This window comes from Superficieibacter sp. 1612_C1 (assembly GCF_015234305.1).
Classification (GTDB): domain Bacteria; phylum Pseudomonadota; class Gammaproteobacteria; order Enterobacterales; family Enterobacteriaceae; genus Superficieibacter.
Genome location: NZ_JADGMI010000001.1, coordinates 952,778 through 974,447 on the forward strand (window position 1 = coordinate 952,778; position 21,670 = coordinate 974,447).

Below are 21,670 nucleotides of genomic sequence, written 5' to 3' on the forward strand. Positions count from 1 at the left end.
TGGAGAAATAATGAACCTTGATGGCGTAGTGAAATTCTTTGCACCAAAAGGGATGTACATCTCTGACAGTATCCGCGCAACGGCCAGCGAACAGCTTACCGTCACCGATGTGATGACTGCACTGGGAATGACTCAGGCTGATGCAGGGATAGGTCTGGCAATGTACTTGGGTAAGGCAGGCATTAGCCAGCAGGACCGGGAGGCTGCAATAAGCTGGCTGGCAGCTTATGCAAAAGAAAAGGCTCCTTTCGCGGTTCGCCGTCTGGCAGGGAAAAAATTTCCTCTGTGTATGCGCATTCTGGCGAAGTTTGCCTACAACGATTATGCATCTTCTGCGGCAGATACGGTCGATTGCCCGAAATGTCATGGTAAAGGGATCATTGAAAAAGCTGTCACGATGGAAAAGAGCCATTACACAATGCGCCTTCCTCAGTTTGCCAAAGACCTTGGGCAGTCTCCCTCAGACTTTGAAGTAAAGCGCATCATTGAAGATACAGAGCATTGCCTTTGTAGTAGGTGTGGTGGGAAAGGGAAGATAAGTAAGCGCTGCCAGTGTGGCGGCACAGGTAAGACGCTCGATCGCAAAGCAACCGACTTTCAGGGGATACCAGTTTATAAAGACTGTAAACGCTGCGAGGGGCGGGGTTTTACCAGACCAAAGTCGTCAGTCGCTTACCGGGGCATTTTCTCATTGCTGCCCAGTCTGCCAGATCGCACATGGAGATATTCGTGGAAGCCTTTTTATGAAAGCCTGGTAACGAAATGCTTTGAAGAAGAAAGCTATACCGACAGACAATTAAAAAGAGTAACTGGCTCGCAAAGTTTGAATGATTTCTCATAATTTAGCGACACGATACTTGCAATCTTGCCGTTTTTGTGTAAATTTGACATTAACGATGGGCATTGTATGTTCAGAGTTAACAACCCGCCTACGAGCGGGTTTTTTTGTTTCTGGATGCCGCCGCCAATATGACAAAGAGCGGGAGTGATGCGAAGCCTACATGTCCCAGCCGATCGCAAAGCTCAACAAGGCAGGGCCACAATATGAATCTGCGGCAGTTGCGGCTGGTCGCTCCGTACCAGTAAGCGGAAATTTGACGCCATCGACATTGACGAAATTCGTTTCTCGGCTGTTAATTAGTGAGTGGTGAATCCCCCTGTGCGGAGGGGCTACCAGCAAGGTCTTTGATTATTCAACATCGCGGGTCTGCTGACTGGGGCAGATCCACCGGGAGGCACCCGGCACCACATATACCTACTTCACCGACAGTCATATTTGCTTTGCTACTTCTGGCCTGCTTGTCCGAGCAGGCTTTTTTTTAACCATCATTAACACATTGTGCGATAGGGTGCTGTTTTCAGCGTCATAAACAGGCGAATACAGCGAAACGGTATAAGATTTTTTTGTGGTGAATCCCCCTGAGCGGAGGGGCGTAATCAGCACCCGGTTAACAGCAAGACAACCTAACACGCAAGTTTCAGTCGCTGGCTCGAACTTACCGGGAGGCACCCGGCACCACAACTCAAAAAAATATCTCACAAGCCTGCGATGCAGGCTTTTTTTTATCCTTTTTCCCTTAACCACTTCCCCTCAGCGGAGGTGAGAGACATGTCCCATATGAGCAAACTCGTAACCGGTGTCGCGCTCGGCACTTCCGGCGGCACCATCCTGAACGGTGTTCTGACAAAACTGAGCCCTGATGAATGGAGTGCCGTCGGTGTGCTGGCTGGTATCGCGGGCATTGTCATCACCGGGCTTATTAACTGGTACTTCAAACGAAAGGTCGCCAATGCCCAGGTAAGGGCGCTGGAGAAATACGGCCCGACGGTAAAAGTTGGAGATGACTGATATGCCGATGACCAGCAGTCTGCGTAATAAACTCATCGCTGCTGCGGGCGGCGGCGCGATGCTCATCGCCACTATTTTTCTTGGTGGTCATGACGGTGTGGAAGGGCGAAGGTATGTAGCCTACAAAGATGTGGCGGGTGTCTGGAGTGTGTGCGACGGTCACACCGGACGCGATATCGTCCGGAACAAAACCTATACCGACCGGGAATGTGATGCTCTGCTGTGGAAAGACCTGCAACCGGCAAAGCGCACCGTTGACCAGCTGGTAAAGGTGCCGGTGGGCGAGTATCAGCGCGCCGCGCTCTACAGCTTCGTCTTTAACGTCGGCTCCGATGCGTTCTCTAAATCCACTTTGCTGCGGAAACTCAATAAGGGCGACCATGCCGGTGCGTGCGAAGAGATGCGCCGCTGGGTTTACGCTGGTGGCATGAAATGGAAAGGACTACAGAACCGGCGCGAGATGGAGCGTTCCATGTGCCTGGCGGAAGGTAAAAATGACCTTTAAAGCAAAACTTATCGGCGCGCTGCTGGTTGCTGGCCTGCTGGTGGCGCTTGGCTGGGCGGTTAATCACTACCGCGATAATGCCATCGCCTATAAAGAGCAGCGCGATAAAGCAAAAGGCGACCTGCAACTGGCGAACGATACCATCGGTGATATGAAGGTGCGCCAGCGCGATGTCGCAGCGCTCGATGCTAAATACTACGGAGAACTGGCAGATGCCAAAGCGACTATTGACCAGCTTGAACGTGATGTTGCTGCTGGCCGTAAGCGGCTGCAACTCAATGCCACCTGCAGAGCGAACGGAACGCCCGGCACCCCCAGCATGGATGATGGCACCGGCCCCCGACTTACTGACGCCGCTGAACGGGATTATTTCACCCTCAGAGAGCGAATCGAAACTGTCACCAGACAGTTGACGGGATTGCAGCAATATGTTCGATCACAGTGTAATGTATCGATAAAAAATTAATAATTTTCTCAAGTTGGCAGCGTAATAATCTGTTGAGGCAGAGCTTTTACGTAATAAAATGGTGCAACACCATATTAAAGGGCCTCAATCCATATTTGTCGTGTGTAATCCTCACAGACGCCTACACTCATCCCAGCTCTGATACTGCAAGCCAACACCAGTGTTTCAGAGTTAACTGTCAACCTAAGCGCTGGTAATTTCGGGTGGCTCCTGATTATCAGGACTAAAAGTAACGACAGTGACTTACAAAGGCCACGGAAATTTTCGTGGCCTTTTCTATTTTCGGACAGGTTGTTAAGCCAATAAAAGAAAGCCCTCAGCAAGAGGGCAAGGGTTGGAGTATTTCATATTATGCTTTGACTAACGTTGACTGTGACCACTCAGTAAATGAAGCGATACCCTGGCAGTTGGCACAGCTTCGGTTTCCCCGGGCAGAAGTCACGGAGAAAGTCTGGTTTGAAAGGCTGATATGGCAAGCGGGAAGGGATGTAATTGGGATTAGTCCTGTTACAGATGCAAAAAATTTCCCTTCCAAAGTGAAATCCAGGAACTTCAGAAGGGAGACCAAGTGGTCTTCGTTACAAAGAATGCATGTAGAATACCATTCAAATTGATGTTTAGTAGATAGATTAAAAAATATATTCAAAACGCATCTTTGAGTTAACCCACTAATACATAAAAGAAAAATACAAAATTTAAACAATTATTACGTTGAGTCAACAAAAATGAAATGCTTAAGCGATTAGATCGTCCGCCCAAGCCGCAGTCATGATGCGGCCCCGAGTCTCCGCGTAAGAGCCAGCTTTGCTTCTGGTAAGGGTTAATAAGAAAAGAAGTACTGGTTTCACCGCGTGACAGCCAATCACGCACTGGTATGAGCCAACGGGGAGCAGAGACGAACCGGGGGGACGAACTCAAGGGCATGAGCGCGGCCACTGCGAGAGTGTGGGGCATCACAAGGCGCATTTATGAGTGCGCCTGATGATGCTTATCAGTTTGTAAAATCAAAGCTGCGTTTTCAATTTTGAAGGGTCGTTGGATGGAGTGGCTTCTTCTGATGGTGTGGCGGTGAAGTCTTTAATGATTGCACATCCCCACCAGTTAATAATCAATGCCGCCACAGCGGTAAACAGCCATAGTATTTGTGAGCCTTCGAAGTATTGCTCGCTAATATAGTTACCGGTGGTAAAGCAGGTGAAGATGGTCGCACCGATAAACCATCCCTGAAAAAGATTGGTTTTCAAAGTCATGATAGTTCCCCATTCGTATGAGGTGCCAATATCTCTCTGAGGACAACGGAAAGCAATCATCTCATACCATCTGCTTATGTATTTGTTTTGAACTCAACTTGCGCATAGCGGGTCTTTTTTATGCACAGTGTACGCAAGCATCGCAAAGATACTTTAATGAGCATTCCGGGAAAAGTGGCTTGAGTGACTGTATAAACTCAGCGATACGTTAACCACATCGCAAAAAAAGACAAACTACATCTCCCGACTTTTTATAAGATAACTGAACTGGAATGATGCAATAATTTCACATATTTCATTACAATCAGAAAGATGCTCCATACAGTCGCGATTGTTGATAAAAGGGATTCGCTCAACTCAATGACCAGATTGCCAGAATTCTCACTTTCGTTCTTTCACCCCCGTTACTGGCTGTTATGGCTGGGAATACTCCTGCTTCGCTGCCTCATTCTGCTTCCATACCCTCTTTTGTGCCGTATAGGATGTGGTCTGGGTAGACTGGGTATGCGAATAATGTCACGTCGCGTAAATATTGCTCGACGAAACATTGAGCTTTGCTTCCCCGAGCTGGCGAAAGATGACCAGGAAAAAATGCTCATTGAAAATTTTGAGTCAGTCGGCATGGGTGTCATTGAAACAGGTATGGCCTGGTTCTGGTCCGATGCAAGAATACGTAAATGGTTTACGGTTACGGGCTATGAGCATATGGAAAAAGCCCGGTCGTGTCAGCGTGGAGTCCTTCTTATTGGTATGCACTTCCTGACGCTTGAGCTTGGTGCACGTATTTTCGGTATGCTTAATCCTGGAATTGGTGTTTACAGGCCAAACAATAATGCGTTGTTTGACTGGTTACAGACACGCGGTCGTCTGCGTTCTAATAAAACGATGCTGGACCGCTATGATCTGAAGGGAATGATTCGAGCCCTTAAGCAGAATGAAATCATCTGGTATGCGCCAGACCATGACTATGGTGCGCAGAACAGTGTATTTGTGCCATTTTTCCAGGTCCCTGATGCTGCAACAACCGCAGGCAGCTACATGCTTGTTAGAGGTGCTCGTCCGGCGGTAGTGCCATTTGTCCCACGTCGCCTGCCAGACCGGAAGGGTTATGAGCTGATTATTTTACCGGATATCAGTGAAGAGCTGGCTGGCAGGGAAAAGGAGTTTGTCGCCACGAGAATGAATCAGACAATTGAAGAGGCAATCATGTTAGCACCGGAGCAGTATATGTGGTTGCATCGTCGATTTAAGACCCGTCCTCCTGGAAGAGAATCTTTTTACAGTAAAAAATGAGCATGGTTTGGTCAACCCAGGCTAAACGATAGCAGCCCTGCATATGCGGGGCTTTTTTCTTGGAGATGTTATGCAGGTCACTATTGATGGTGTCCCGTATGTTCCTGCCTGCGCTTCATCTACCCGTATAGGTATTGCCATTACGACGCATAATCGTGCTGCTGTTCTCAGCAGGGCGCTGGACAAACATCTGCGGTATTTGCCCGCCGGTGCGCTGGTGGTGGTGATAGATGATGGTTCGGCCCCGGCAGCTACTGTTCCCGATGGCGTAAAACTTATCAGGCACGACACATCTTTGGGCATTGTCGCATCGAAGAATGCCAGCCTTGCCGCGCTTATGGATGCCGGATGCGAGCATCTGTTTCTATGGGATGATGATGCCTGGCCGATCGCCGATGACTGGCATTTGCCCTATATCGAATCGCCCGAACCGCACCTTGCTTATCAGTTTCTCGATTTGGCCGGGCCGCGTAAGCTGAACGATCTGGCGGTGCTCTACCGTGACGATCAGCATGTGGCCTATACCGGGCAGCGCGGCGTCATGCTGTATTACCACCGCAGCGCCATTGAGAACGTAGGGGGCTTTGATCCGGTGTACGGTCGCGGCATGTACGAGCATTCGGATCTGGCACTGCGTATCAATAACGCCGGGCTGACAACGTGGGCTTACGCTGATGTCACTGGCTCGGAAAAGCTGATTCACTCGATGGATGAGCACGAAGAGGTGACACGCTCTGTTTCCCGTCCCGATCGCGAGGCGCTGGTGGCGCGCAACGTGAAAATCCACAACGAGCGCCGGGATGCCGGTTATACCGGTTTCGCAGAATACCGCCCGCGTCGTAACGTGGTGATCACCACTCTGTTAACCAGTCAGCCGGATCCGCAGCGTGGTAGGAAGATACAACCGGACCCGGCTTTGTTGCACGCCTGGGCGACGTCAATCAGTAGTGCTGATGCGGTTGTGCTTGCCGACGAACTGACTGAAGCGCCACCCGGCGCACAGTTGGTGAGTGCTCCTCACGTGGCGATGAATGTTTATTTCCGGCGCTGGCTGCACATCTACCAGTATCTGCGCGATCACCCTGAATACCATTTCGTCTGGTGCACCGATGGTACTGACGTCGAGATGCTGCACGTGCCGTGGGATGAAATGGCGGCCGGTAAGGTCTACATCGGATCGGAACCAAAAACTTACGCTGACGCCTGGGCACGGCAGAATCACCCGGAAGAAGTTTATCAGCGCTTCATTACTGAAAATAAAAATGAAGTGATGCTTAATGCCGGGTTGCTTGGCGGCACGCGCGAAGATGTCATGGCGTTTGTCCATGCGATTGTGCGTCTGTATTACCGCATTGAGAGTAACCGCTTCTGGCAGACTGAACGTGCTGGCCCGGCGGTGGGAGACATGCTGGCGTTTGGTATTGTGGCGAAGTCTTTCGGTGACCGGGTGGTCACTGGTCCGCAAGTCCACACAGTGTTTAAAACTGATGGTATCGGTAAGGAGGTCGCATGGTTTCGCCACAAGTGAAATTTGTGGTGGTCGGCCATCACTCACGGCACAGGCAGGCCTTACGCCTGGCTAAATCTCTCGGTGCCGTTCTTTTAATTGATAGCGGGGATAACGGCGCGAACTGGAATCATCGTCGCGCGCTTAAGTGGGCCGCCAGCCAGTCCTGCCGTGTAGTGGTGCTGGAAGACGACGCACAACTGGTGAGTGGTTTCGTCAGGCATGTTACCGACTGGCTGGCCCGTTTTCCTGAGAACATGCTGAGCTTTTATCTCGGTACCGGACGCCCGCCTCAGTATCAGATGCAGATAGCGGAACAGCTGATTAAGTCCGACCGGATGCGCAGCGACTACATCACGCTGCCTCGCCTGATACACGGTGTCTGCTACAGCGTACCGCCGCAGCACATCGGCAGGGTGCTTGCACGATGGGACAGCAACAAGTCAGCAGACTTTGCCGTGGGTGATGCGTATGGCGGTTCAGTTATATACCCCTGCTGGTCGCTGGTGGACCATGCCGATGGTGAACCGGTTGAGCGTCATCCTGACGCAGCGCCTCGTACTGAGCGCCGTCGGGCATGGAGGCTGTTATGAAGTCAGAGCCACGCATCTATGGCAGTAAATGGGATAAGGAGCGCATTGCCTTTCTGCGCCTTCATCCGCTCTGCGCCATGTGCCAGGAGCAGGGCAGAGTGACGGCCGCAACGGTGGTTGATCACATCACCCCTCACAGGCTTAAAGAAGCACTGAACGCCGGGGATTCTGTCGCGATAGCAAAGGCCCAGAAGCTTTTCTGGAGCCGGAGAAACTGGCAGGGACTCTGTAAGCAGCACCATGACTCAACCAAACAGCGGATGGAGAAGCGCGGCATCATCATTGGATGTGATGAAAACGGCATCCCACTCGATCCGGCATCACACTGGCTCAAATGAGATCAGTTATCATTTGCATCATAATGGAGGAGGGCGGGTCAAAACTTCAGAACCCTGAGTCCGCATGACCGCCGCCAGTCCTTTTTACGCACAACCGCGAAATGAAAAGTTTTTTTCCGGGAGGTTCCGATGGCAGGACGACGCCCGAAACCGACCCACCTCAAAGTGGTTACCGGCAATCCGGGCAAACGAAAACTCAACGACAAAGAACCCGCGCCCGTCAGAGAAATACCCAGTCCGCCCGCTCATCTTACTGACTGGGGAAAGGTGGCGTGGGGAAAACTGACCGTGCTGCTTGATGGCATGGGCGTTCTTACCGTTGCAGACACGCTGGCGCTTGAGCGCCTTTGCGATATTTACGCTGACATTCTGCAGTTACGTCTGACCATCGCTGACGAAGGGCGGACCTATACCGTTCAGACCGATGGCGGTTTTTTGATTAAGGCCAATCCGGCAGTAGCCATGCTGGCCGATGCGGATCGCCGCTTTAAAAGTTACCTGGTTGAATTCGGCCTTACCCCTGCGGCCAGGACGAAGGTGAAAGTTGATGGTGGAGAAAAAGAAGAAGACCCGCTCAACCAGTTCTTCGGTTGACCCGGCCACGCAGTACGCGATGGACGTCACATCCGGAAAAGAAATGGCCGGTCCGGATATTCGTAATGCCTGTAAGCGTCATCTGGCCGATCTGAAATCCTGCCACGCGCGCGGACTGCGCTGGGACACGGAGGCTGCGCAGCGGGCGATCGACTTTTTTGCAAAAGTCCTGAAGCTCAACGGCGGGGACTATGAAGGGAAACCGTTTAACCTGCTGCCATGGCAATGTTTTATCGTTGGCTCAATATTCGGCTGGAAAAACAGTGAAAGCTACCGCCGGTTCAGGATGGTCTATGTGGAATCGGGAAAAGGGTCTGGCAAGTCGCCGCTGGCGGGCGGCGTCGGACTTTACTGTCTGGTGGCTGATAAAGAACCCCGTGCCGAAGTGTATGCAGCGGCGACAAAAAAAGACCAGGCCATGATCCTGTTTCGTGATGCGGTGGCCATGGTTGATCAGTCTCCGGCACTGGCGCAGCGGATCAATAAATCCGGTGGTGCTGGTAAGGAGTGGAATCTTGCCTTTTTGCAGACAGGCTCCTTTTTTCGCCCCATCAGTTCAGACGATGGCCAGTCAGGTCCGCGCCCGCACTGCGCGCTGATCGATGAGATTCACGAACATAAAAATAACCAGGTTGTTGAAATGATGCGCGCCGGTACCAAGGGGCGACGTCAGGCACTGATTTTTATGATCACCAACAGCGGGCATGATAAAACCAGCGTCTGCTATGACTATCACGAATATGGTCGTAAGGTTGCAGAAGGGTCAGTTGAGGATGACAGCTTCTTTTCCTTTATCTGCTCGCTTGATGAGGGTGAAGATCCCCTCAGAGATGAATCCTGCTGGAAAAAAGCCAATCCGTCGCTGGGACACACCTTTACGGAGCGCTATCTGCGCGAGCAGGTTACCCAGGCACGCGGTATGCCGGCGAAAGAGAGCATCGTCAGGCGGCTTAATTTCTGTCAGTGGGTGGATGCTGATAATCCCTGGATGAGCAGCGATGTCTGGATGGGCTGTGAAGAGGATTTCGATCCTGCCGAACTACAGGGAGAAGAATGTTATGGCGGTCTCGATCTGTCCGGCAGCCGCGACCTTACCGCACTGGCGCTGTTCTTTCCGAAACAGCGAAAGCTGCTGGTGGAATTCTGGACGCCAAAAGACACGCTTACCGACCGCGCCAAAACCGACCGTGTTCCCTACGATGCCTGGGAACGAAACGGCTTTATTCATACCACCCCGGGCAAGGCGGTGAAGTACGGTTTCGTTGCTGAGCGCATCGCTGACCTGTCCCAGCAGTTTTTTATAAAGGCCATCGCGTTTGACCAGTACCGGATCAAATATCTGGAGCCGGAGCTGGAACAGGCCGCCGTTGCGGTCCCGCTTATCCCGCACGGACAGGGATATTACAAGGCGCAGGAGTCAGGGCTGTGGATGCCGCATTCAATAGAGCTTTTTGAAGGTATGCTCGACGAGTCATCTGTTGCGATAAAGACCAACCCCTGCCTGCGCTGGAATGCCGCTTCAGCGGTGACAGAGGCAGATCAGAAAGAAAACCGTATCTTTGCCAAAAAGAAAAGCACCGGCCGTATCGACGGCGTGGTGTCGTCAGCCATGGCTATCGGTGCCGCCGAAAGTTATGAAGATGACTCCGGCGATATCGATGACTTCTTCAGTAATCCCATCATAGTGTGAGTCACCATGAATAAAGAGAAAAAGCCGGGCCGGATGAAAAGTGCGCTCCGCCGGTGGCTTGGCATACCTGTTTCCCTGACCGACAGTGAATTCTGGTCGGCGTATGCCGGAGGAGAAACCGCCTCCGGGAAATCCGTTACCGTGGATAAAGCGCTCCAGCTGTCAGCGGTCTGGTCCTGTGTGCGCCTGCTTTCCGAAACCATTGCCACGCTGCCGGTAGGCTTTTATGAGAAAACCAATGACGGGCGGGAAGCGGCCAGTTCTCACCCTCTCTATGAATTGCTGCATAACCAGCCCAATGCCGATATGACTGCCGTGGAATTCTGGGAAGTGGTTATGGCCAGCCTGCTGCTCTGGGGAAATGCCTACGCAGAGATTGACCGCACCGGCAAGCGGATCACTGCGCTGGTGCCTCTGCGACCGGAAAGAATGAAAGTTGAACTCAGCAACAGCGGCGCGCCTGTTTATACCTACCGGGACTGGCCTGGCGGGAAAATACGGAACATTAACGAGCGGGATGTGATGCATATCCGCGCCTTCAGTACAAACGGCATCATGGGTCTGTCGCCGGTGAGCTACGCCCGGCAGACGCTGGGGCTGGCAATGGCGACCGACGAGGCCAGTGCGAAGGTATTCAAAAACGGCATGCGGCCCAGCGGGGTGCTGTCGATGGAGCAGATCCTGAAAAAAGAACAGCGCGCTGAGGTCCGTGACAGCCTCGCTGAGCAGTTCGGCGGCTCGATGAATACCGGGAAAATGATGGTGCTTGAGGCTGGCATGAAATTTCAGCCTGTGACCATGAACCCCGAAGATGCGCAGATGCTCCAGACGCGGGCCTTTAATATCGAGGAGATATGCCGGTGGTTCAGGGTATGGCCGGGACTGATTGGTCACAATGCGCAGGGACAGACCATGTGGGGCAGTGGGGTGGAGCAGATGTTGATCGGTTTTCTGACATTTTCCCTGCGCCCCTGGCTGACCCGCATTGAACAGGCCATTCGCAGAAACCTGCTGGCACCCGGCGAGCGGAACCGCTATTTCGCGGAGTTCTCCATTGAAGGACTTCTGCGGGCAGACAGCGCGGCGCGGGCGGCTTTCTACTCGACAATGACGCAGAACGGGATCATGACACGCAATGAAGCCAGGAAGAAAGAAAATCTGGCTCCCCACACCGGGGGTGATCAGCTTACGGTGCAGTCCAACCTGATGCCGCTTAACCAGCTCGGTGTCGGTGTGGAGAGTGAGTCTGCAAAAAATGCCTTACGAGAGTGGCTGGGAATTAAATCAGAGGAGACGCCGGAATGTACCGGAAAAGCACAGCAATGAAAGTAAAAGCTTTCGATTTCGACATAAAGGCCGTCAGTGATGACGGCCTTTTTTCCGGGTACGGCTCCGTATTCGATGTGGTGGACAGCTACAACGAGGTGGTGGCACCCGGCGCATTTCTTGAAAGTATCGAAGAAACGCGGAGCAAGGGCCGTACCTTTCCGGTGCTGTGGCAACACCGGACCGGTGAGCCGATTGGTAACTGGGATATCAGCACCTTAAAAGAAGACGATCATGGCCTGTTTGGTGAGGGTGCGCTCTGGCTTGATGACGCTGCTTACGCTAAAACTGCCTGGCGGGGAATGAAGACCCGGGCCATTACCGGCCTCTCTATCGGCTATTACGTCCGCGAGTCTAATTACGACGAGAAGACACGCATCAGAACCCTGACGAAACTCGATCTTGTCGAAATCTCGATCGTTACCGTGCCTGCGAATGATGATGCCCGGGTGGATATTATCAAGTCGAAGTTATCACACGGCGATCTTCCTTCATTACCTGAATTTGAGAAGTTCCTGCGCGAGGCAGGTTTCTCGAAAACACAGTCTGCGGCGATCGCCTGCCGTGGTCTGACACATCTGCGTGGCCGGAGCGAGTCCGGGGACGAAGACGGCGAAACCAAATTGGCTATTGCGGCAATGAGCCAGCAACTCAGCCAGTTCTCTCTCCCCAAAATCCAGTAAGGAATCAATATGTACCAGAAAAAATCCGCCGACGATCAGCCCCAGAGCATCAGTGAAGTCTCGGCCAGGCTCTCCGAGGTCATGAATCAGGTCAAAACCTTCGGCGAAGACGTTCAGAAGAAAATGCAGTCAGGTGAAAATGTCACGCTTGAACTTAAACAAATGACGGATCAAAGCCTGACCGAAATGAACGAGCTCAAGGAGCGTCTGACCGAGCTGGAGCAGAAAGGTGCACGCCGGCCGGGTGACGAACCGGCGCAGCGAAAATCGCTGGGTAGCCTGGTTATTGAAAGCGACGCGTATAAAGGAATGGACAGTTCCGCACGCAAGAGTATTCGCGTCCGGCTTGAGCGCAAGGACATTATGAACGTGCCTGCCACCACCGGTACCGGGGCCAGCGCGACAAACAGTCTGGTTATTGCGGATCGCATTCAGGGGATTGTTGCACCCCCTGAGCGCACCATGACCATCCGCGATCTGCTTATCCCGGGCAATACTGCCTCGAACGGCGTTGAATTCGTTCAGGAGACGGGATTCACCAACAATGCCGCGACGGTGCCGGAGGGCGGACTGAAACCCAAATCCGATATTCAGTTTGAACTGAAAAACGCGCCGGTGCGCACCATCGCCCATCACTTCAAGGCATCGCGCCAGATCCTCGATGATGCGCCGGGGCTGGCCAGCTATATTGACGGCCGCGCCCAGTACGGGCTGCGCTTTAAGGAAGAGCAGCAGTTGCTTAACGGTGACGGCACAGGGGCGAATATCCTGGGCATTCTTCCGCAGGCGGCAGAGTTTGCGCCCGCCATCAGCGTGGCAGGTGCCACTCCGATTGACCGTCTTCGCCTGGCGGTTCTTCAGGCAGTGCTGGCTGAATATCCGTCCTCGGGCTTTGTCCTCAACCCCATCGACTGGGCGGGCATTGAGCTGACCAAAGATAACGAAGGCCGTTACATCATCGCGCAGCCGGTCAATGGGGGTGTGCCGCGCATCTGGGGGCTTCCGGTTGTCGAAACCCAGGCGATTGCGCAGAACAACTTCCTTACCGGTGCGTTTAACATGGCGGCACAAATCTTTGACCGTACCGAAATTGAAGTGCTTCTGTCGACGGAGAACGAAGACGATTTCATCCGCAACATGGTTACTATTCTCGCAGAAGAGCGGCTGGCCATGGCTGTTTACCGTCCTGAAGCGTTCGTCACTGGCGCTGTTATGGCGGCTGGTTCCTGAGGCAGGGGGCCGCTGTGGCGGCCCTTTTTTAGATAAGGAGTGAGTAATGAGAACGAGTAAAAAAACCGATGCCGGCAGGGCTGCTGACGATCAGAGTCACCTGAATGAAAAAGCAGTTAAGCCAGGGTTTGTTTCCGTTCAGCCTTTACGCCGTTTTATGGACGGCACCACTTTTCGCTCACCTGCGGATGATGCGTTTACAGTAACGCGGCAACGCGCGGCAGAGCTTGCGGCAAACGGGCTGGTGGTCATAGTGACAGACGTTACGGAAAACAAAATGAACCCTCAGCCGGATTCAAAGGGGTAAGTGCCATGACTGTTGTCCGGATTGAAACCGCGCTGGAGCATCTCAGACTGGATGAGGACACAGATAAGGCCATGGTTGAAATCTATCTTTGTGCAGCTGAAGATGCAGCGATGCAGTTTCTCAACCGACAGTTTTATGCGGATGAAACAACGCTGGCCAGTGCAGTGTTGTCCGGAAAAGCGGGTGAAAAGCCCATGATCATCATGCCGTCTGTTGAGAGTGCCGTGCTTCTTATTCTGGGCTGGCTGTATGAAAGCCGCGGTGATGATCCTGGCGGCGACTTTCCCAAATCTGCGCGCTGGCTGCTGAACCCCTGGCGTGTTGATATGGGAGTCTGAAAGGAGACGGGTATGAAAATTGGCCCAATGCGACACCGTGTTACCGTCATTAATTTTACCACCACGAGATCGCCTTCAGGTCAGCCTGTAGAAAACTGGACTGACGGTGCGACCGTATGGGCTGATGTGAAGGGGATCAGCGGACGCGAAATCATGACCGCCGGTGCAGAACATGCTGAAGCCACTGTCCGCGTCTGGAGCCGTTACCGCCGGGATATCAGTGCCTCATCACGCCTTAAGGTTCGGACCGGGCCGTTTAAGGGAGCGGTGCTGATGGTGACAGGTCCTCCGCTGCCCGACAGCAAAGGAACGCGGCTTGAAATACTCTGCAAACTCGGGAGCGAAAAATGATTGATGTGAATCTCGACTTCTCCGGGCTGGAGGATATTGCCCGCGACCTTGAAACCCTGAGCCGGGCCGAAAATAACAAGGTGCTACGCGATGCCACGCGCGCGGGTGCTGACGTGCTGAAAACTGAAGTCATTAACCGGGCGCCGGTCCGCACCGGGAAAATGAAAAAAAACGTGGTGGTGGTCACGCAGCGATCGCGCCGGCGGGGTGAAATTTCGTCCGGCGTACATATTCGTGGTGTTAACCCCCGGACCGGCAACAGTGATAACACCATGAAAGCCAGTAATCCGCGTAATGCGTTCTACTGGCGCTTCGTTGAACTGGGTACGGTGAATATGCCTGCTCATCCGTTTGTGCGACCTGCGTTTGATACCCGGCAGGAAGAGGCCGCCGAAGCCGCTATTGCCAGGATGAACAGCGCCATCGATAAGGTGCTGAGCAAATGACGGAAGCCGATCTTTACCCGTTGTTATCGCACCTGGCTGACGGGCAGGTTTATCCCTATGTCGCACCGTTAAGCGACGATGGCCAGCCGTCCATTTCTCCTCCGTGGGTGATCTTCTCCCTGGTCTCTGATATTTCGACCGATGTGCTGTGCGGTCAGGCGGAATCCCGCGCATCAGTGCAGATCGATGTTTACTCACTGACCATTGAGGAAGCCAGATCCATTCGTGATCAGGCGCTGGAAGCGGTTAAGCCCCTGACCCCGACTGAAATAACGAATATCCCTGGCTATGAACCAGATTTTCGGCTTTATCGCGCCACGCTCGAATTTCGGGCCACATCCTGAAACGTTAATCAACCCTGAACAACCCGCTCCGGCGGGTTTTTGCTTTTATGGAGACAGCCATGTCCTCTTTGTATGAAAAATCGCAAAACACCAAAATCCTGATCACAGAAGTTCCCGCAACCAGAGACACGCTGAAAACCGCCAAATTCCTCGATCTGAGCTGCACGCTTAAAGAGGTGCAGTTTACCGGCGGTCAGAAACAGGATATCGACCTCACCACTTTCTGTTCAGAAGAGCAGGAAAATGCCAATGGCCTGCCAGCCCCGTCTGAAATTTCCATGTCGGGAAACTTCTACCGTAACCCGGCACAGGATGCGCTGCGAACGGCCTATGACAATGACACGACCTATGGTTTTCAGGTCGTCTTCCCGTCCGGCAAAGGGTACAAGTTCCTGGCCGAAGTACGCCAGCATACCTGGTCGGCCGGTACTAATGGCGTGGTGGCCGCCACGTTCTCCCTGCGTCTGAAAGGCAAACCTGAAAACATCGAGTCCGGCTCGTAAGGAAAAACATGACATCGCTTAAAGAACGCGCCCTGGCTAAAGACTCGGGCTTTCGCTTTAAAGAAACCACCGTGCCTGAGTGGGATAACGCCAAAGTCGTGCTGCGTGAGCCCTCCGGCGAAGGCTGGTTACGCTGGCAGGAAATCTCCCGTGCTGGTGGTGATGACGAGAATATTTCAGTGTCTGAACGGGCGCACCGCAGCCTTTGTGCTGATGCTGCATTATTTATTGACGTACTGTGCGATATAGATCGTCAACCCGTATTTTCTGCCGGGGAACAGGATCAGGTACAGAAAATTTATGGCCCGGTCCATTCCCGTTTGCTCCGGCAGGCACTTGATCTCATCACCTCGGCGGATGATGCGCGGGAAAAGTCGCAACCCCCGGCGTAAAATTCCTGATGTCGCTGGCGCTCCGTCTGGGGCGCACGCTGGCTGAACTGCGTCAGAGCATGACGGCCAGCGAACTGATGATGTGGATCGAGTATGACCGACACAATCCGATTGGTGATGTTCGCGGCGACATACAGGCGGCACAGATAACATCTGCTGTTTATGGCGCACAGGGGGTGAAAGTGCCTCTGAACGATGCAATTCTGCAATGGTCCAGAGATGAGCAGGCAGAGGAAGACGATCCGTTTGCAGGTCTTGAGGCAGCTTTAGAAGCAGCAATACAGTGACTTTCTTTCATGATGTGTTTAGGATTAATCCGTGAATAATGGAGGGCATCATGAGCGATATGGTTGAGAATTACCTTGCATTAGCGAGAAACGCTTCGATCGCAGGCAACTACGGGGAGGCATTGAATTATTATAATAAAGTTTTAGAACTTGAACCTACCAATTATATAGCGTGGTATGGGAAAGGAGAGGCTGTTGGCTGGATGTCTACTGTACAAACACTTAGACTGAATGAATTATTTGTTTGTTTTGAGAATGCTATAAGATTTTCAAGTAATAATCCAAGCCTAATTAAGAATTGTGCGTTAAAAATAAATGAAATCGCAACAGCATGTTATAGTATTTGTAGAAATCATATGCAAGAGTTTATTGCTTTAAATAATGCTTGGGTGGATTATTTAAGCCAGTGCTCTCAAATAATTTCCGCTTATGAAATAGCGCATGTTTACGATTCTAATGATAGTAATATATTAAAAAATATTATAACTTTATGTGAAGACAATATTAAAGGCATGGCTTATAAAGATGAGTTTGATAATAATGCCAGTAAAGCAGTTTCTTTGTCTCCAGAATACGAACAGGAAATGAGAGATAAAATCGCTTTGTACGGGGAAAAGTTAAAAATTATCGAACCTGATTACCAGATCCCTAATCCTGTAGTTGCAAAGCCTGAATCAGCATGTTTTGTAGTCGCTGCCACAATGGGAAATGAAGATAACTTTATAATTAACGATTTAAGAAATTTCCGTGACTCTTGGCTTCGTAATTCAAGTTACGGACGCAAGTTTATAGACTGGTATTATAGAAATGGTCCTGTACTAGCTAATTTTATAAGAGGTTATTGTTTTTTTAGGATGTTGAGCTTTGCTTTCATAGTTTTTCCTTGCTGGGCCTTATCATCTGTCTTATTGAAATTTTCTAAAAAATAATTAGCCAATTTTCTACTAAACCCCGCTAAGCGGGGTTTTTTTATGAGGTTAATATGGCGACACTACGTGAACTTATCATTAAAATATCTGCAAACTCTCAGTCCTTTCAGTCTGAGATTTCACGCGCAGGTCGTATGGGGCAGGATTACTACCGAACCATGCAAAATGGAGGGCGGCAGGCAGCAACGGCGCAGCGAGAAACCCAACGCGCCCTTTCTGCGGTTACCGCGCAACTAAACACTACACGCCTTGCAGCATTGAGCATGACAGGTGCTTTTGCGGGGGCATTTGCGACAGCTAACCTAATTCGCCTTGCGGATTCATATAACTCTCTTTCAGCAAGGGTAAAACTGGCGACTACTGATGCCAGTGATTTTTCCACCGCACAGAAAGGTCTGATGGAAATCAGTCAGCGCACCGGCTCAGCGTTTGCTGATAATGCTGCGCTGTTCAGCCGTGCTTCCACATCATTACGCGAATGGGGGTTTGGAACTCAAGACATACTCAAACTGACCGATGCCCTGGCTAACGGGCTTCAGGTTTCGGGCGCGTCCGCCGAAGAGACATCTTCTCTTATTGTTCAGTTGTCGCAGGCATTAGGCCGCGGCGTGCTACGCGGGCAGGATTTTAACTCCGTGGCACAGTCCGGGCAGCGAATTATGAAAGCGCTGGCTGATGGTATGGGTGTTGCCCAGAAAGACCTGAAGGGCATGGCTGACGCCGGACAGTTAACGACAGACAAAATCGTACCGGCGCTAATCAGTCAGCTTGACAAACTAAAATCTGAATTTGCCTCAATGCCGAACAGCGTCAGCGCCGCATCCACACGTATTCAGAACGCCTTCATGGACTGGGTTGGAGGGGCCAATAATGCGAGCGGGGCAACAGCGACGATCTCCGGGGTAATGGATGACGTGTCGAAAAACATCGATACGGTGGCCACAGCCGCTGGGGCACTCGTTGCGGTTGGAGTATCCCGCTATTTTGGCAACTGGACAACTGCACTTGCCGGAAACACTGCTGAACTAATTAGAAATTATCGATCTCAGGTTAACGCTGCATCAGCCCAATTAAATGCAGCACAAATAACACAACGGAAAGCAGTGGCAAATGCTGATGCTGCAAGTTCTGCCTATAACTTAGCGAGAGTAGAGGCAAATATTGCAAAAGGCACCAATGCCGCTGTCATTGCTAACCAAAATTTAATCCAAAAAAGAAAAGAATTGATTGCAGCCAACACAGCTCTTGTCCAGTCTAACCGGGCTGTTGCAGCATCCCAGACAGCCCTGAACAGGATAACGTCGGTCTGGTCATTAATGGGAAGAGGGGTATCTGGATTAATTTCTCTGCTTGGTGGGATTCCCGGTGCTCTAATGCTGGGTGCTGGCGTATGGTATGCCGTTTATCAAAGTCAGGAACAGGCCAGGCAATCTGCAAGAGCTTATGCAGATCAGATTGATGAAATAAGGGAAAAGACGTCAAAAATGACCCTTCCCGAGGTGGACAGCAACCGCAAACAGACCGTAGAGGCGATGCAGGAGCAAAAACGCCTGATTGCAGAGCAGGAAAAAAATATTGCCAGGCTGAAATCCGATCTCGATAAAATTAATAATACACGCGGAAATTCAGCTTTAAACCAGAACAATGAAGTAGATATTTTAAAGTCAATAGCGATTTTAACAGAGCAAATTTCAGTTGAAGAAGAAAAACTAAGGCAGTTGCGAGAAAAATCAGGCGACATATCAAGAACAATTGAAGCGGAAGACAGAAGGCGAAATGATTTAATTAAAGAGCAGGCATGGCGTCAGAACGATGTTTACCAGAACCTTGTCATGATGACCGGTGAATATTCCAGAGTTAACCGGCTGCTTGGGCTGGGAAACCAGTTGCTGATGGAGAGGCAGGGGCTGGTGAATGTGCCGCTGAGAATGCCCCAGGTTACCCTGGATCAAAAGCAAACTGATGCTTTAGAAAAGAGCCGGCAGGAGCTAGAGCAATCCAAACTAAAAGGCGAGGCAAGAGAAAGATACCGGCTCAACCTGGAAGCAGATACGATTTTCCCTAAAGGTGATGCCCGTTATCAGACCAGCCGGGGGGAATTCATCAAAAATGGTCTGGATAAGTGGCGTAATGATGAAGCCAATAAGCCAGCAAAAAAAGGCCCAAAATCTGATGCTGAAAAAGCGGTTGATACTTACGACCGCCTTATTAAACAGCAGAAAGAGCAGATCGCGCTCGAAGGACAGAACACCGAACTGGCAAAAGTAAAATACCAGGTCAGTCAGGGTGAGCTGGCAACGTTAAGCCAGGCGCAGAAAGCCGATCTGATGCGCAATGCCGCACTTATCGATCAGGTTAAATTACGCGAGCAGCTCCGCAACTACGAAGCGAATCTTGCCGACAGTAACGCCAGCGCGCGCGCCGCGAATGAGGCCCAGCTTACCGGCTACGGGCAGGGAACCCGGTTCCGTGAACGTATGCAGGAGCAGTTCAATATCCGTAAGGAATTTGAGCAGAAGAATACCGATTTGCTCCGGCAGCGGCAGGCAGGCGACATTAGCGAGAGATTTTATCAGCAGGGGCTGGCGCTCAATAAACGCTACCTGGATGAACGCCTGCGCGACCAGCAGGGCTTTTACAGCGCCTCAGATGCACAGCGTGACGACTGGTTCAGCGGACTGAGCGAAGGTTATGCCAACTGGGCAGATGAAGCGACTAACTATTCCGCTCTGGCGGCCGATGGCATGAGGCAGGCGATGGATGGTGCCGTTTCCAGCGTAACCGATATGCTCAACGGCAATGTGTCGGGCTGGAAAGACTGGGGCGTCAGCGTGCTGAAGATTGTCCAGAACGTGCTGGTAAACATGGCGATGGCGAATGCCGCCAGCTCCATCGGGTCGCTGTTCAGCTTTGGCGCATCCTCTGCGGCAGGCAGCAGCGGAACCGCCATTCAGAGTGCCGCGGCTAATTTCAAATTTAACGCGAAAGGTGATGTGTACGATTCCCCGTCGCTCAGCGCCTACACCAACGGGGTGTACAGCACGCCGCAGTATTTTGCGTTTGCCAAAGGCGCGGGCGTGTTTGGCGAGGCCGGGCCTGAAGCCATTATGCCGCTTACGCGCGCGGCGGATGGTTCGCTCGGTGTGCGGGCGATGGGCGGGGTACAGACCGAACGCGCCGCGCCCTCCATCAACATCGGCGATATCCATATCAACTCACAGTCACAGCAGCCGGTCAGCCAGGGCGCGGACAGCGCGGCAGGTCGTCAGCTGACGGATGCCATCCTGCGCACGGTGAATGAAGAGGTCAGCCGGCCAGGCACGCCGCTGTGGCGGGCTATTAAAGGAGTGTAAGCGTGGCGACAGAAATATTTGAATGGTGTCCGCGCATCACGTCGCAGGTTGATATCACCCTGCGCACGCGCAAGGCGCAGTTCGGGGACGCTTACGCGCAGGTGGCCGGGGACGGCATTAATCCTAAGCTGGCGCAGTGGAGCGTGAGCTTTACCGGTGATGAAGACTATATCCTGGCGATAAAGGCATTCATCGAACGGCACGGCGGATGGAAATCTTTTCGCTGGAAACCGCCGCTCGAGCCGGAAGGGCTGTACCGCGCAGAAACCCTCCAGCTTTCGTCCCACGGCAATAACATTCATACCCTCAGCAGTACCTTCATACAGGCATATCACCCATGAGTATTTCATCTGACGTTCAGAAACTTGAGCCGGGCAGCCGCATTCAGCTGATCGAAGTGGACGGCTCCGCCTTCGGTGCGGGCATCCTGCGCTTTCATAAGGAGAACATCCCGCACACTGAAGCTGAGCTGGCGGCAGCAGGCGGCGATGAGTCGAAGCTGGAAGCAAAGTCCGTCTGGTGGCAGGGCGAGGAATACGGGGCCTGGCCGTTTGAGCTGGAAGGGATTTCCGTCAGCAGCGACGGGCAGAGCGCCCGGCCAAAGCTGACAGTCGCCAACATCAACGGCACGATCGGCGCGCTGTGCCGCCGTTTTCAGGGTATGGCGCGGGCGAAGGTGATTATTCACGACACCTTTGTGCATTATCTCGATGCGCGTAATTTCCCTGAAGGCAATGCGGATGCAAATCCGCTGGAAGAGCGTAAGCAGGTGTTTTATGTGGATCGCAAATCCGGCGGTGATGATGAAACCGTGGAGTTCGAACTTTCCAGCCCTGCCGACCTGCGCGGCCAGCAAATCCCGACGCGCCAGATCCAGCCGCTCTGCACCTGGTGTATGCGGGGATGGTACAAAACCGGGAACGGCTGCGCCTACGCCGGGCAAAATGGCTGGTTCGATAAGGACGGTAAACCCGTGGACGATCCGGCACAGGACGTCTGTTCCGGCCTGCTGTCCACGGGTTGTAAACCGCGCTTTGGCGAGAACGAACCGCTGGACTTTGGCGGCTTCCCCGGCGCTTCACTGCTCAGGAGCTGA

The 21,670-nt window shown here is 52.3% G+C and carries 25 protein-coding genes and 1 pseudogene; 25 read left to right on the forward strand and 1 reads right to left on the reverse strand.

Going from position 1 to position 21,670, the window contains the following annotated elements; translation table 11 throughout:
• The first annotated feature begins 10 nt into the window (after positions 1-10).
• The 4 genes from INT84_RS04540 to INT84_RS04555 all read left to right on the forward strand — a co-directional run bounded on the left by INT84_RS04540 (position 11) and on the right by INT84_RS04555 (position 2,820).
• Positions 11-841 (forward strand): antitermination protein, encoded by an 831-nt coding sequence (locus INT84_RS04540; protein ID WP_194205797.1) that lies wholly within the window; start codon positions 11-13, stop codon positions 839-841.
• Between the two features lie 777 nt (positions 842-1,618).
• On the forward strand, positions 1,619-1,849 hold the full coding sequence (locus tag INT84_RS04545; RefSeq protein ID WP_103678201.1) for a class II holin family protein: 231 nt from the start codon (positions 1,619-1,621) through the stop codon (positions 1,847-1,849).
• Between the two features lie 7 nt (positions 1,850-1,856).
• Entirely contained in the window at positions 1,857-2,354 is a 498-nt protein-coding gene (locus tag INT84_RS04550) for a lysozyme (protein ID WP_176917223.1), read from the forward strand.
• Positions 2,344-2,820, forward strand: a complete 477-nt coding sequence (locus tag INT84_RS04555) for a lysis protein (RefSeq protein WP_194205798.1) — start codon at positions 2,344-2,346, stop codon at positions 2,818-2,820. Before INT84_RS04550 ends, INT84_RS04555 begins: the two co-directional genes overlap by 11 nt.
• A gap of 1,004 nt (positions 2,821-3,824) precedes the next feature.
• Here INT84_RS04555 and INT84_RS04560 read toward each other — a convergent pair.
• Positions 3,825-4,070, reverse strand: a complete 246-nt coding sequence (locus INT84_RS04560) for a hypothetical protein (protein WP_194205799.1) — start codon at positions 4,068-4,070, stop codon at positions 3,825-3,827.
• Between the two features lie 360 nt (positions 4,071-4,430).
• Between INT84_RS04560 and lpxL the strand changes: the two genes are divergently transcribed.
• The 21 genes and pseudogenes from lpxL (at position 4,431) to INT84_RS04665 (ending at position 21,670) form a co-directional block, all read left to right on the forward strand.
• Positions 4,431-5,363 (forward strand): LpxL/LpxP family Kdo(2)-lipid IV(A) lauroyl/palmitoleoyl acyltransferase, encoded by a 933-nt coding sequence (lpxL, locus tag INT84_RS04565; protein ID WP_194205800.1) that lies wholly within the window; start codon positions 4,431-4,433, stop codon positions 5,361-5,363.
• A 70-nt stretch (positions 5,364-5,433) separates the two neighbouring features.
• Entirely contained in the window at positions 5,434-6,891 is a 1,458-nt protein-coding gene (locus INT84_RS04570; protein ID WP_194205801.1) for a glycosyltransferase family 2 protein, read from the forward strand.
• Positions 6,873-7,463 (forward strand): hypothetical protein, encoded by a 591-nt coding sequence (locus INT84_RS04575; RefSeq protein WP_194205802.1) that lies wholly within the window; start codon positions 6,873-6,875, stop codon positions 7,461-7,463. The genes INT84_RS04570 and INT84_RS04575 overlap by 19 nt, the downstream gene beginning before the upstream one ends.
• A complete protein-coding gene (locus tag INT84_RS04580) occupies positions 7,460-7,801 on the forward strand; it encodes an HNH endonuclease signature motif containing protein (RefSeq protein WP_194205803.1) in 342 nt (113 codons plus the stop codon). Before INT84_RS04575 ends, INT84_RS04580 begins: the two co-directional genes overlap by 4 nt.
• Positions 7,802-7,930: 129 nt before the next feature.
• Complete coding sequence (locus INT84_RS04585) at positions 7,931-8,395, forward strand: phage terminase small subunit P27 family (protein WP_194205804.1); 465 nt, start codon at positions 7,931-7,933, stop codon at positions 8,393-8,395.
• Entirely contained in the window at positions 8,349-10,085 is a 1,737-nt protein-coding gene (locus INT84_RS04590) for a terminase large subunit (protein WP_194205805.1), read from the forward strand. Before INT84_RS04585 ends, INT84_RS04590 begins: the two co-directional genes overlap by 47 nt.
• A gap of 33 nt (positions 10,086-10,118) precedes the next feature.
• Entirely contained in the window at positions 10,119-11,411 is a 1,293-nt protein-coding gene (locus INT84_RS04595) for a phage portal protein (protein ID WP_228065818.1), read from the forward strand.
• Positions 11,408-12,094 (forward strand): HK97 family phage prohead protease, encoded by a 687-nt coding sequence (locus INT84_RS04600; protein WP_228065820.1) that lies wholly within the window; start codon positions 11,408-11,410, stop codon positions 12,092-12,094. The genes INT84_RS04595 and INT84_RS04600 overlap by 4 nt, the downstream gene beginning before the upstream one ends.
• 9 nt (positions 12,095-12,103) lie before the next feature.
• A complete protein-coding gene (locus tag INT84_RS04605; RefSeq protein WP_194205808.1) occupies positions 12,104-13,324 on the forward strand; it encodes a phage major capsid protein in 1,221 nt (406 codons plus the stop codon).
• 46 nt (positions 13,325-13,370) lie between these two features.
• On the forward strand, positions 13,371-13,631 hold the full coding sequence (locus tag INT84_RS04610) for a hypothetical protein (RefSeq protein WP_194205809.1): 261 nt from the start codon (positions 13,371-13,373) through the stop codon (positions 13,629-13,631).
• Positions 13,632-13,636: 5 nt separating this feature from the next.
• Entirely contained in the window at positions 13,637-13,969 is a 333-nt protein-coding gene (locus INT84_RS04615; protein ID WP_194205810.1) for a head-tail connector protein, read from the forward strand.
• 12 nt (positions 13,970-13,981) lie between these two features.
• Positions 13,982-14,320 carry a phage head closure protein gene (locus INT84_RS04620; protein WP_194205811.1) on the forward strand — a complete coding sequence of 113 codons (339 nt, stop codon included), beginning with the start codon at positions 13,982-13,984 and terminating at the stop codon, positions 14,318-14,320.
• On the forward strand, positions 14,317-14,766 hold the full coding sequence (locus tag INT84_RS04625) for an HK97-gp10 family putative phage morphogenesis protein (RefSeq protein WP_103676075.1): 450 nt from the start codon (positions 14,317-14,319) through the stop codon (positions 14,764-14,766). The genes INT84_RS04620 and INT84_RS04625 overlap by 4 nt, the downstream gene beginning before the upstream one ends.
• On the forward strand, positions 14,763-15,110 hold the full coding sequence (locus INT84_RS04630; RefSeq protein ID WP_194205812.1) for a DUF3168 domain-containing protein: 348 nt from the start codon (positions 14,763-14,765) through the stop codon (positions 15,108-15,110). Before INT84_RS04625 ends, INT84_RS04630 begins: the two co-directional genes overlap by 4 nt.
• A gap of 59 nt (positions 15,111-15,169) precedes the next feature.
• Positions 15,170-15,589 (forward strand): annotated as a pseudogene (locus tag INT84_RS04635) (hypothetical protein); the annotation flags it as partial.
• A 32-nt stretch (positions 15,590-15,621) separates the two neighbouring features.
• The gene (locus INT84_RS04640) at positions 15,622-16,005 is read left to right on the forward strand and encodes a phage tail assembly chaperone (RefSeq protein WP_194205814.1); all 384 of its coding nucleotides are present in this window, start codon (positions 15,622-15,624) and stop codon (positions 16,003-16,005) included.
• 8 nt (positions 16,006-16,013) lie between these two features.
• Positions 16,014-16,292 (forward strand): DUF4035 domain-containing protein, encoded by a 279-nt coding sequence (locus tag INT84_RS04645; RefSeq protein WP_194205815.1) that lies wholly within the window; start codon positions 16,014-16,016, stop codon positions 16,290-16,292.
• 50 nt (positions 16,293-16,342) lie between these two features.
• Positions 16,343-17,221, forward strand: coding sequence for a M48 family metallopeptidase (locus INT84_RS04650; protein ID WP_194205816.1), 879 nt, complete (start codon positions 16,343-16,345; stop codon positions 17,219-17,221).
• 53 nt (positions 17,222-17,274) lie between these two features.
• Positions 17,275-20,574, forward strand: coding sequence for a phage tail tape measure protein (locus INT84_RS04655; protein WP_194205817.1), 3,300 nt, complete (start codon positions 17,275-17,277; stop codon positions 20,572-20,574).
• A gap of 2 nt (positions 20,575-20,576) precedes the next feature.
• Entirely contained in the window at positions 20,577-20,915 is a 339-nt protein-coding gene (locus INT84_RS04660) for a phage tail protein (RefSeq protein ID WP_194205818.1), read from the forward strand.
• On the forward strand, positions 20,912-21,670 hold the full coding sequence (locus INT84_RS04665) for a phage minor tail protein L (protein ID WP_194205819.1): 759 nt from the start codon (positions 20,912-20,914) through the stop codon (positions 21,668-21,670). Before INT84_RS04660 ends, INT84_RS04665 begins: the two co-directional genes overlap by 4 nt.

Coding starts and splice junctions, on each gene's coding strand:
- INT84_RS04540 (WP_194205797.1), top strand. CDS start 11: ATGAACCTTGATGGCGTAGTGAAATTCTTTGCACCAAAAGGGATGTAC.
- INT84_RS04545 (WP_103678201.1), top strand. CDS start 1,619: ATGAGCAAACTCGTAACCGGTGTCGCGCTCGGCACTTCCGGCGGCACC.
- INT84_RS04550 (WP_176917223.1), top strand. CDS start 1,857: ATGACCAGCAGTCTGCGTAATAAACTCATCGCTGCTGCGGGCGGCGGC.
- INT84_RS04555 (WP_194205798.1), top strand. CDS start 2,344: ATGACCTTTAAAGCAAAACTTATCGGCGCGCTGCTGGTTGCTGGCCTG.
- INT84_RS04560 (WP_194205799.1), bottom strand. CDS start 4,070: ATGACTTTGAAAACCAATCTTTTTCAGGGATGGTTTATCGGTGCGACC.
- lpxL (WP_194205800.1), top strand. CDS start 4,431: ATGACCAGATTGCCAGAATTCTCACTTTCGTTCTTTCACCCCCGTTAC.
- INT84_RS04570 (WP_194205801.1), top strand. CDS start 5,434: ATGCAGGTCACTATTGATGGTGTCCCGTATGTTCCTGCCTGCGCTTCA.
- INT84_RS04575 (WP_194205802.1), top strand. CDS start 6,873: ATGGTTTCGCCACAAGTGAAATTTGTGGTGGTCGGCCATCACTCACGG.
- INT84_RS04580 (WP_194205803.1), top strand. CDS start 7,460: ATGAAGTCAGAGCCACGCATCTATGGCAGTAAATGGGATAAGGAGCGC.
- INT84_RS04585 (WP_194205804.1), top strand. CDS start 7,931: ATGGCAGGACGACGCCCGAAACCGACCCACCTCAAAGTGGTTACCGGC.
- INT84_RS04590 (WP_194205805.1), top strand. CDS start 8,349: ATGGTGGAGAAAAAGAAGAAGACCCGCTCAACCAGTTCTTCGGTTGAC.
- INT84_RS04595 (WP_228065818.1), top strand. CDS start 10,119: ATGAAAAGTGCGCTCCGCCGGTGGCTTGGCATACCTGTTTCCCTGACC.
- INT84_RS04600 (WP_228065820.1), top strand. CDS start 11,408: ATGAAAGTAAAAGCTTTCGATTTCGACATAAAGGCCGTCAGTGATGAC.
- INT84_RS04605 (WP_194205808.1), top strand. CDS start 12,104: ATGTACCAGAAAAAATCCGCCGACGATCAGCCCCAGAGCATCAGTGAA.
- INT84_RS04610 (WP_194205809.1), top strand. CDS start 13,371: ATGAGAACGAGTAAAAAAACCGATGCCGGCAGGGCTGCTGACGATCAG.
- INT84_RS04615 (WP_194205810.1), top strand. CDS start 13,637: ATGACTGTTGTCCGGATTGAAACCGCGCTGGAGCATCTCAGACTGGAT.
- INT84_RS04620 (WP_194205811.1), top strand. CDS start 13,982: ATGAAAATTGGCCCAATGCGACACCGTGTTACCGTCATTAATTTTACC.
- INT84_RS04625 (WP_103676075.1), top strand. CDS start 14,317: ATGATTGATGTGAATCTCGACTTCTCCGGGCTGGAGGATATTGCCCGC.
- INT84_RS04630 (WP_194205812.1), top strand. CDS start 14,763: ATGACGGAAGCCGATCTTTACCCGTTGTTATCGCACCTGGCTGACGGG.
- INT84_RS04640 (WP_194205814.1), top strand. CDS start 15,622: ATGACATCGCTTAAAGAACGCGCCCTGGCTAAAGACTCGGGCTTTCGC.
- INT84_RS04645 (WP_194205815.1), top strand. CDS start 16,014: ATGTCGCTGGCGCTCCGTCTGGGGCGCACGCTGGCTGAACTGCGTCAG.
- INT84_RS04650 (WP_194205816.1), top strand. CDS start 16,343: ATGAGCGATATGGTTGAGAATTACCTTGCATTAGCGAGAAACGCTTCG.
- INT84_RS04655 (WP_194205817.1), top strand. CDS start 17,275: ATGGCGACACTACGTGAACTTATCATTAAAATATCTGCAAACTCTCAG.
- INT84_RS04665 (WP_194205819.1), top strand. CDS start 20,912: ATGAGTATTTCATCTGACGTTCAGAAACTTGAGCCGGGCAGCCGCATT.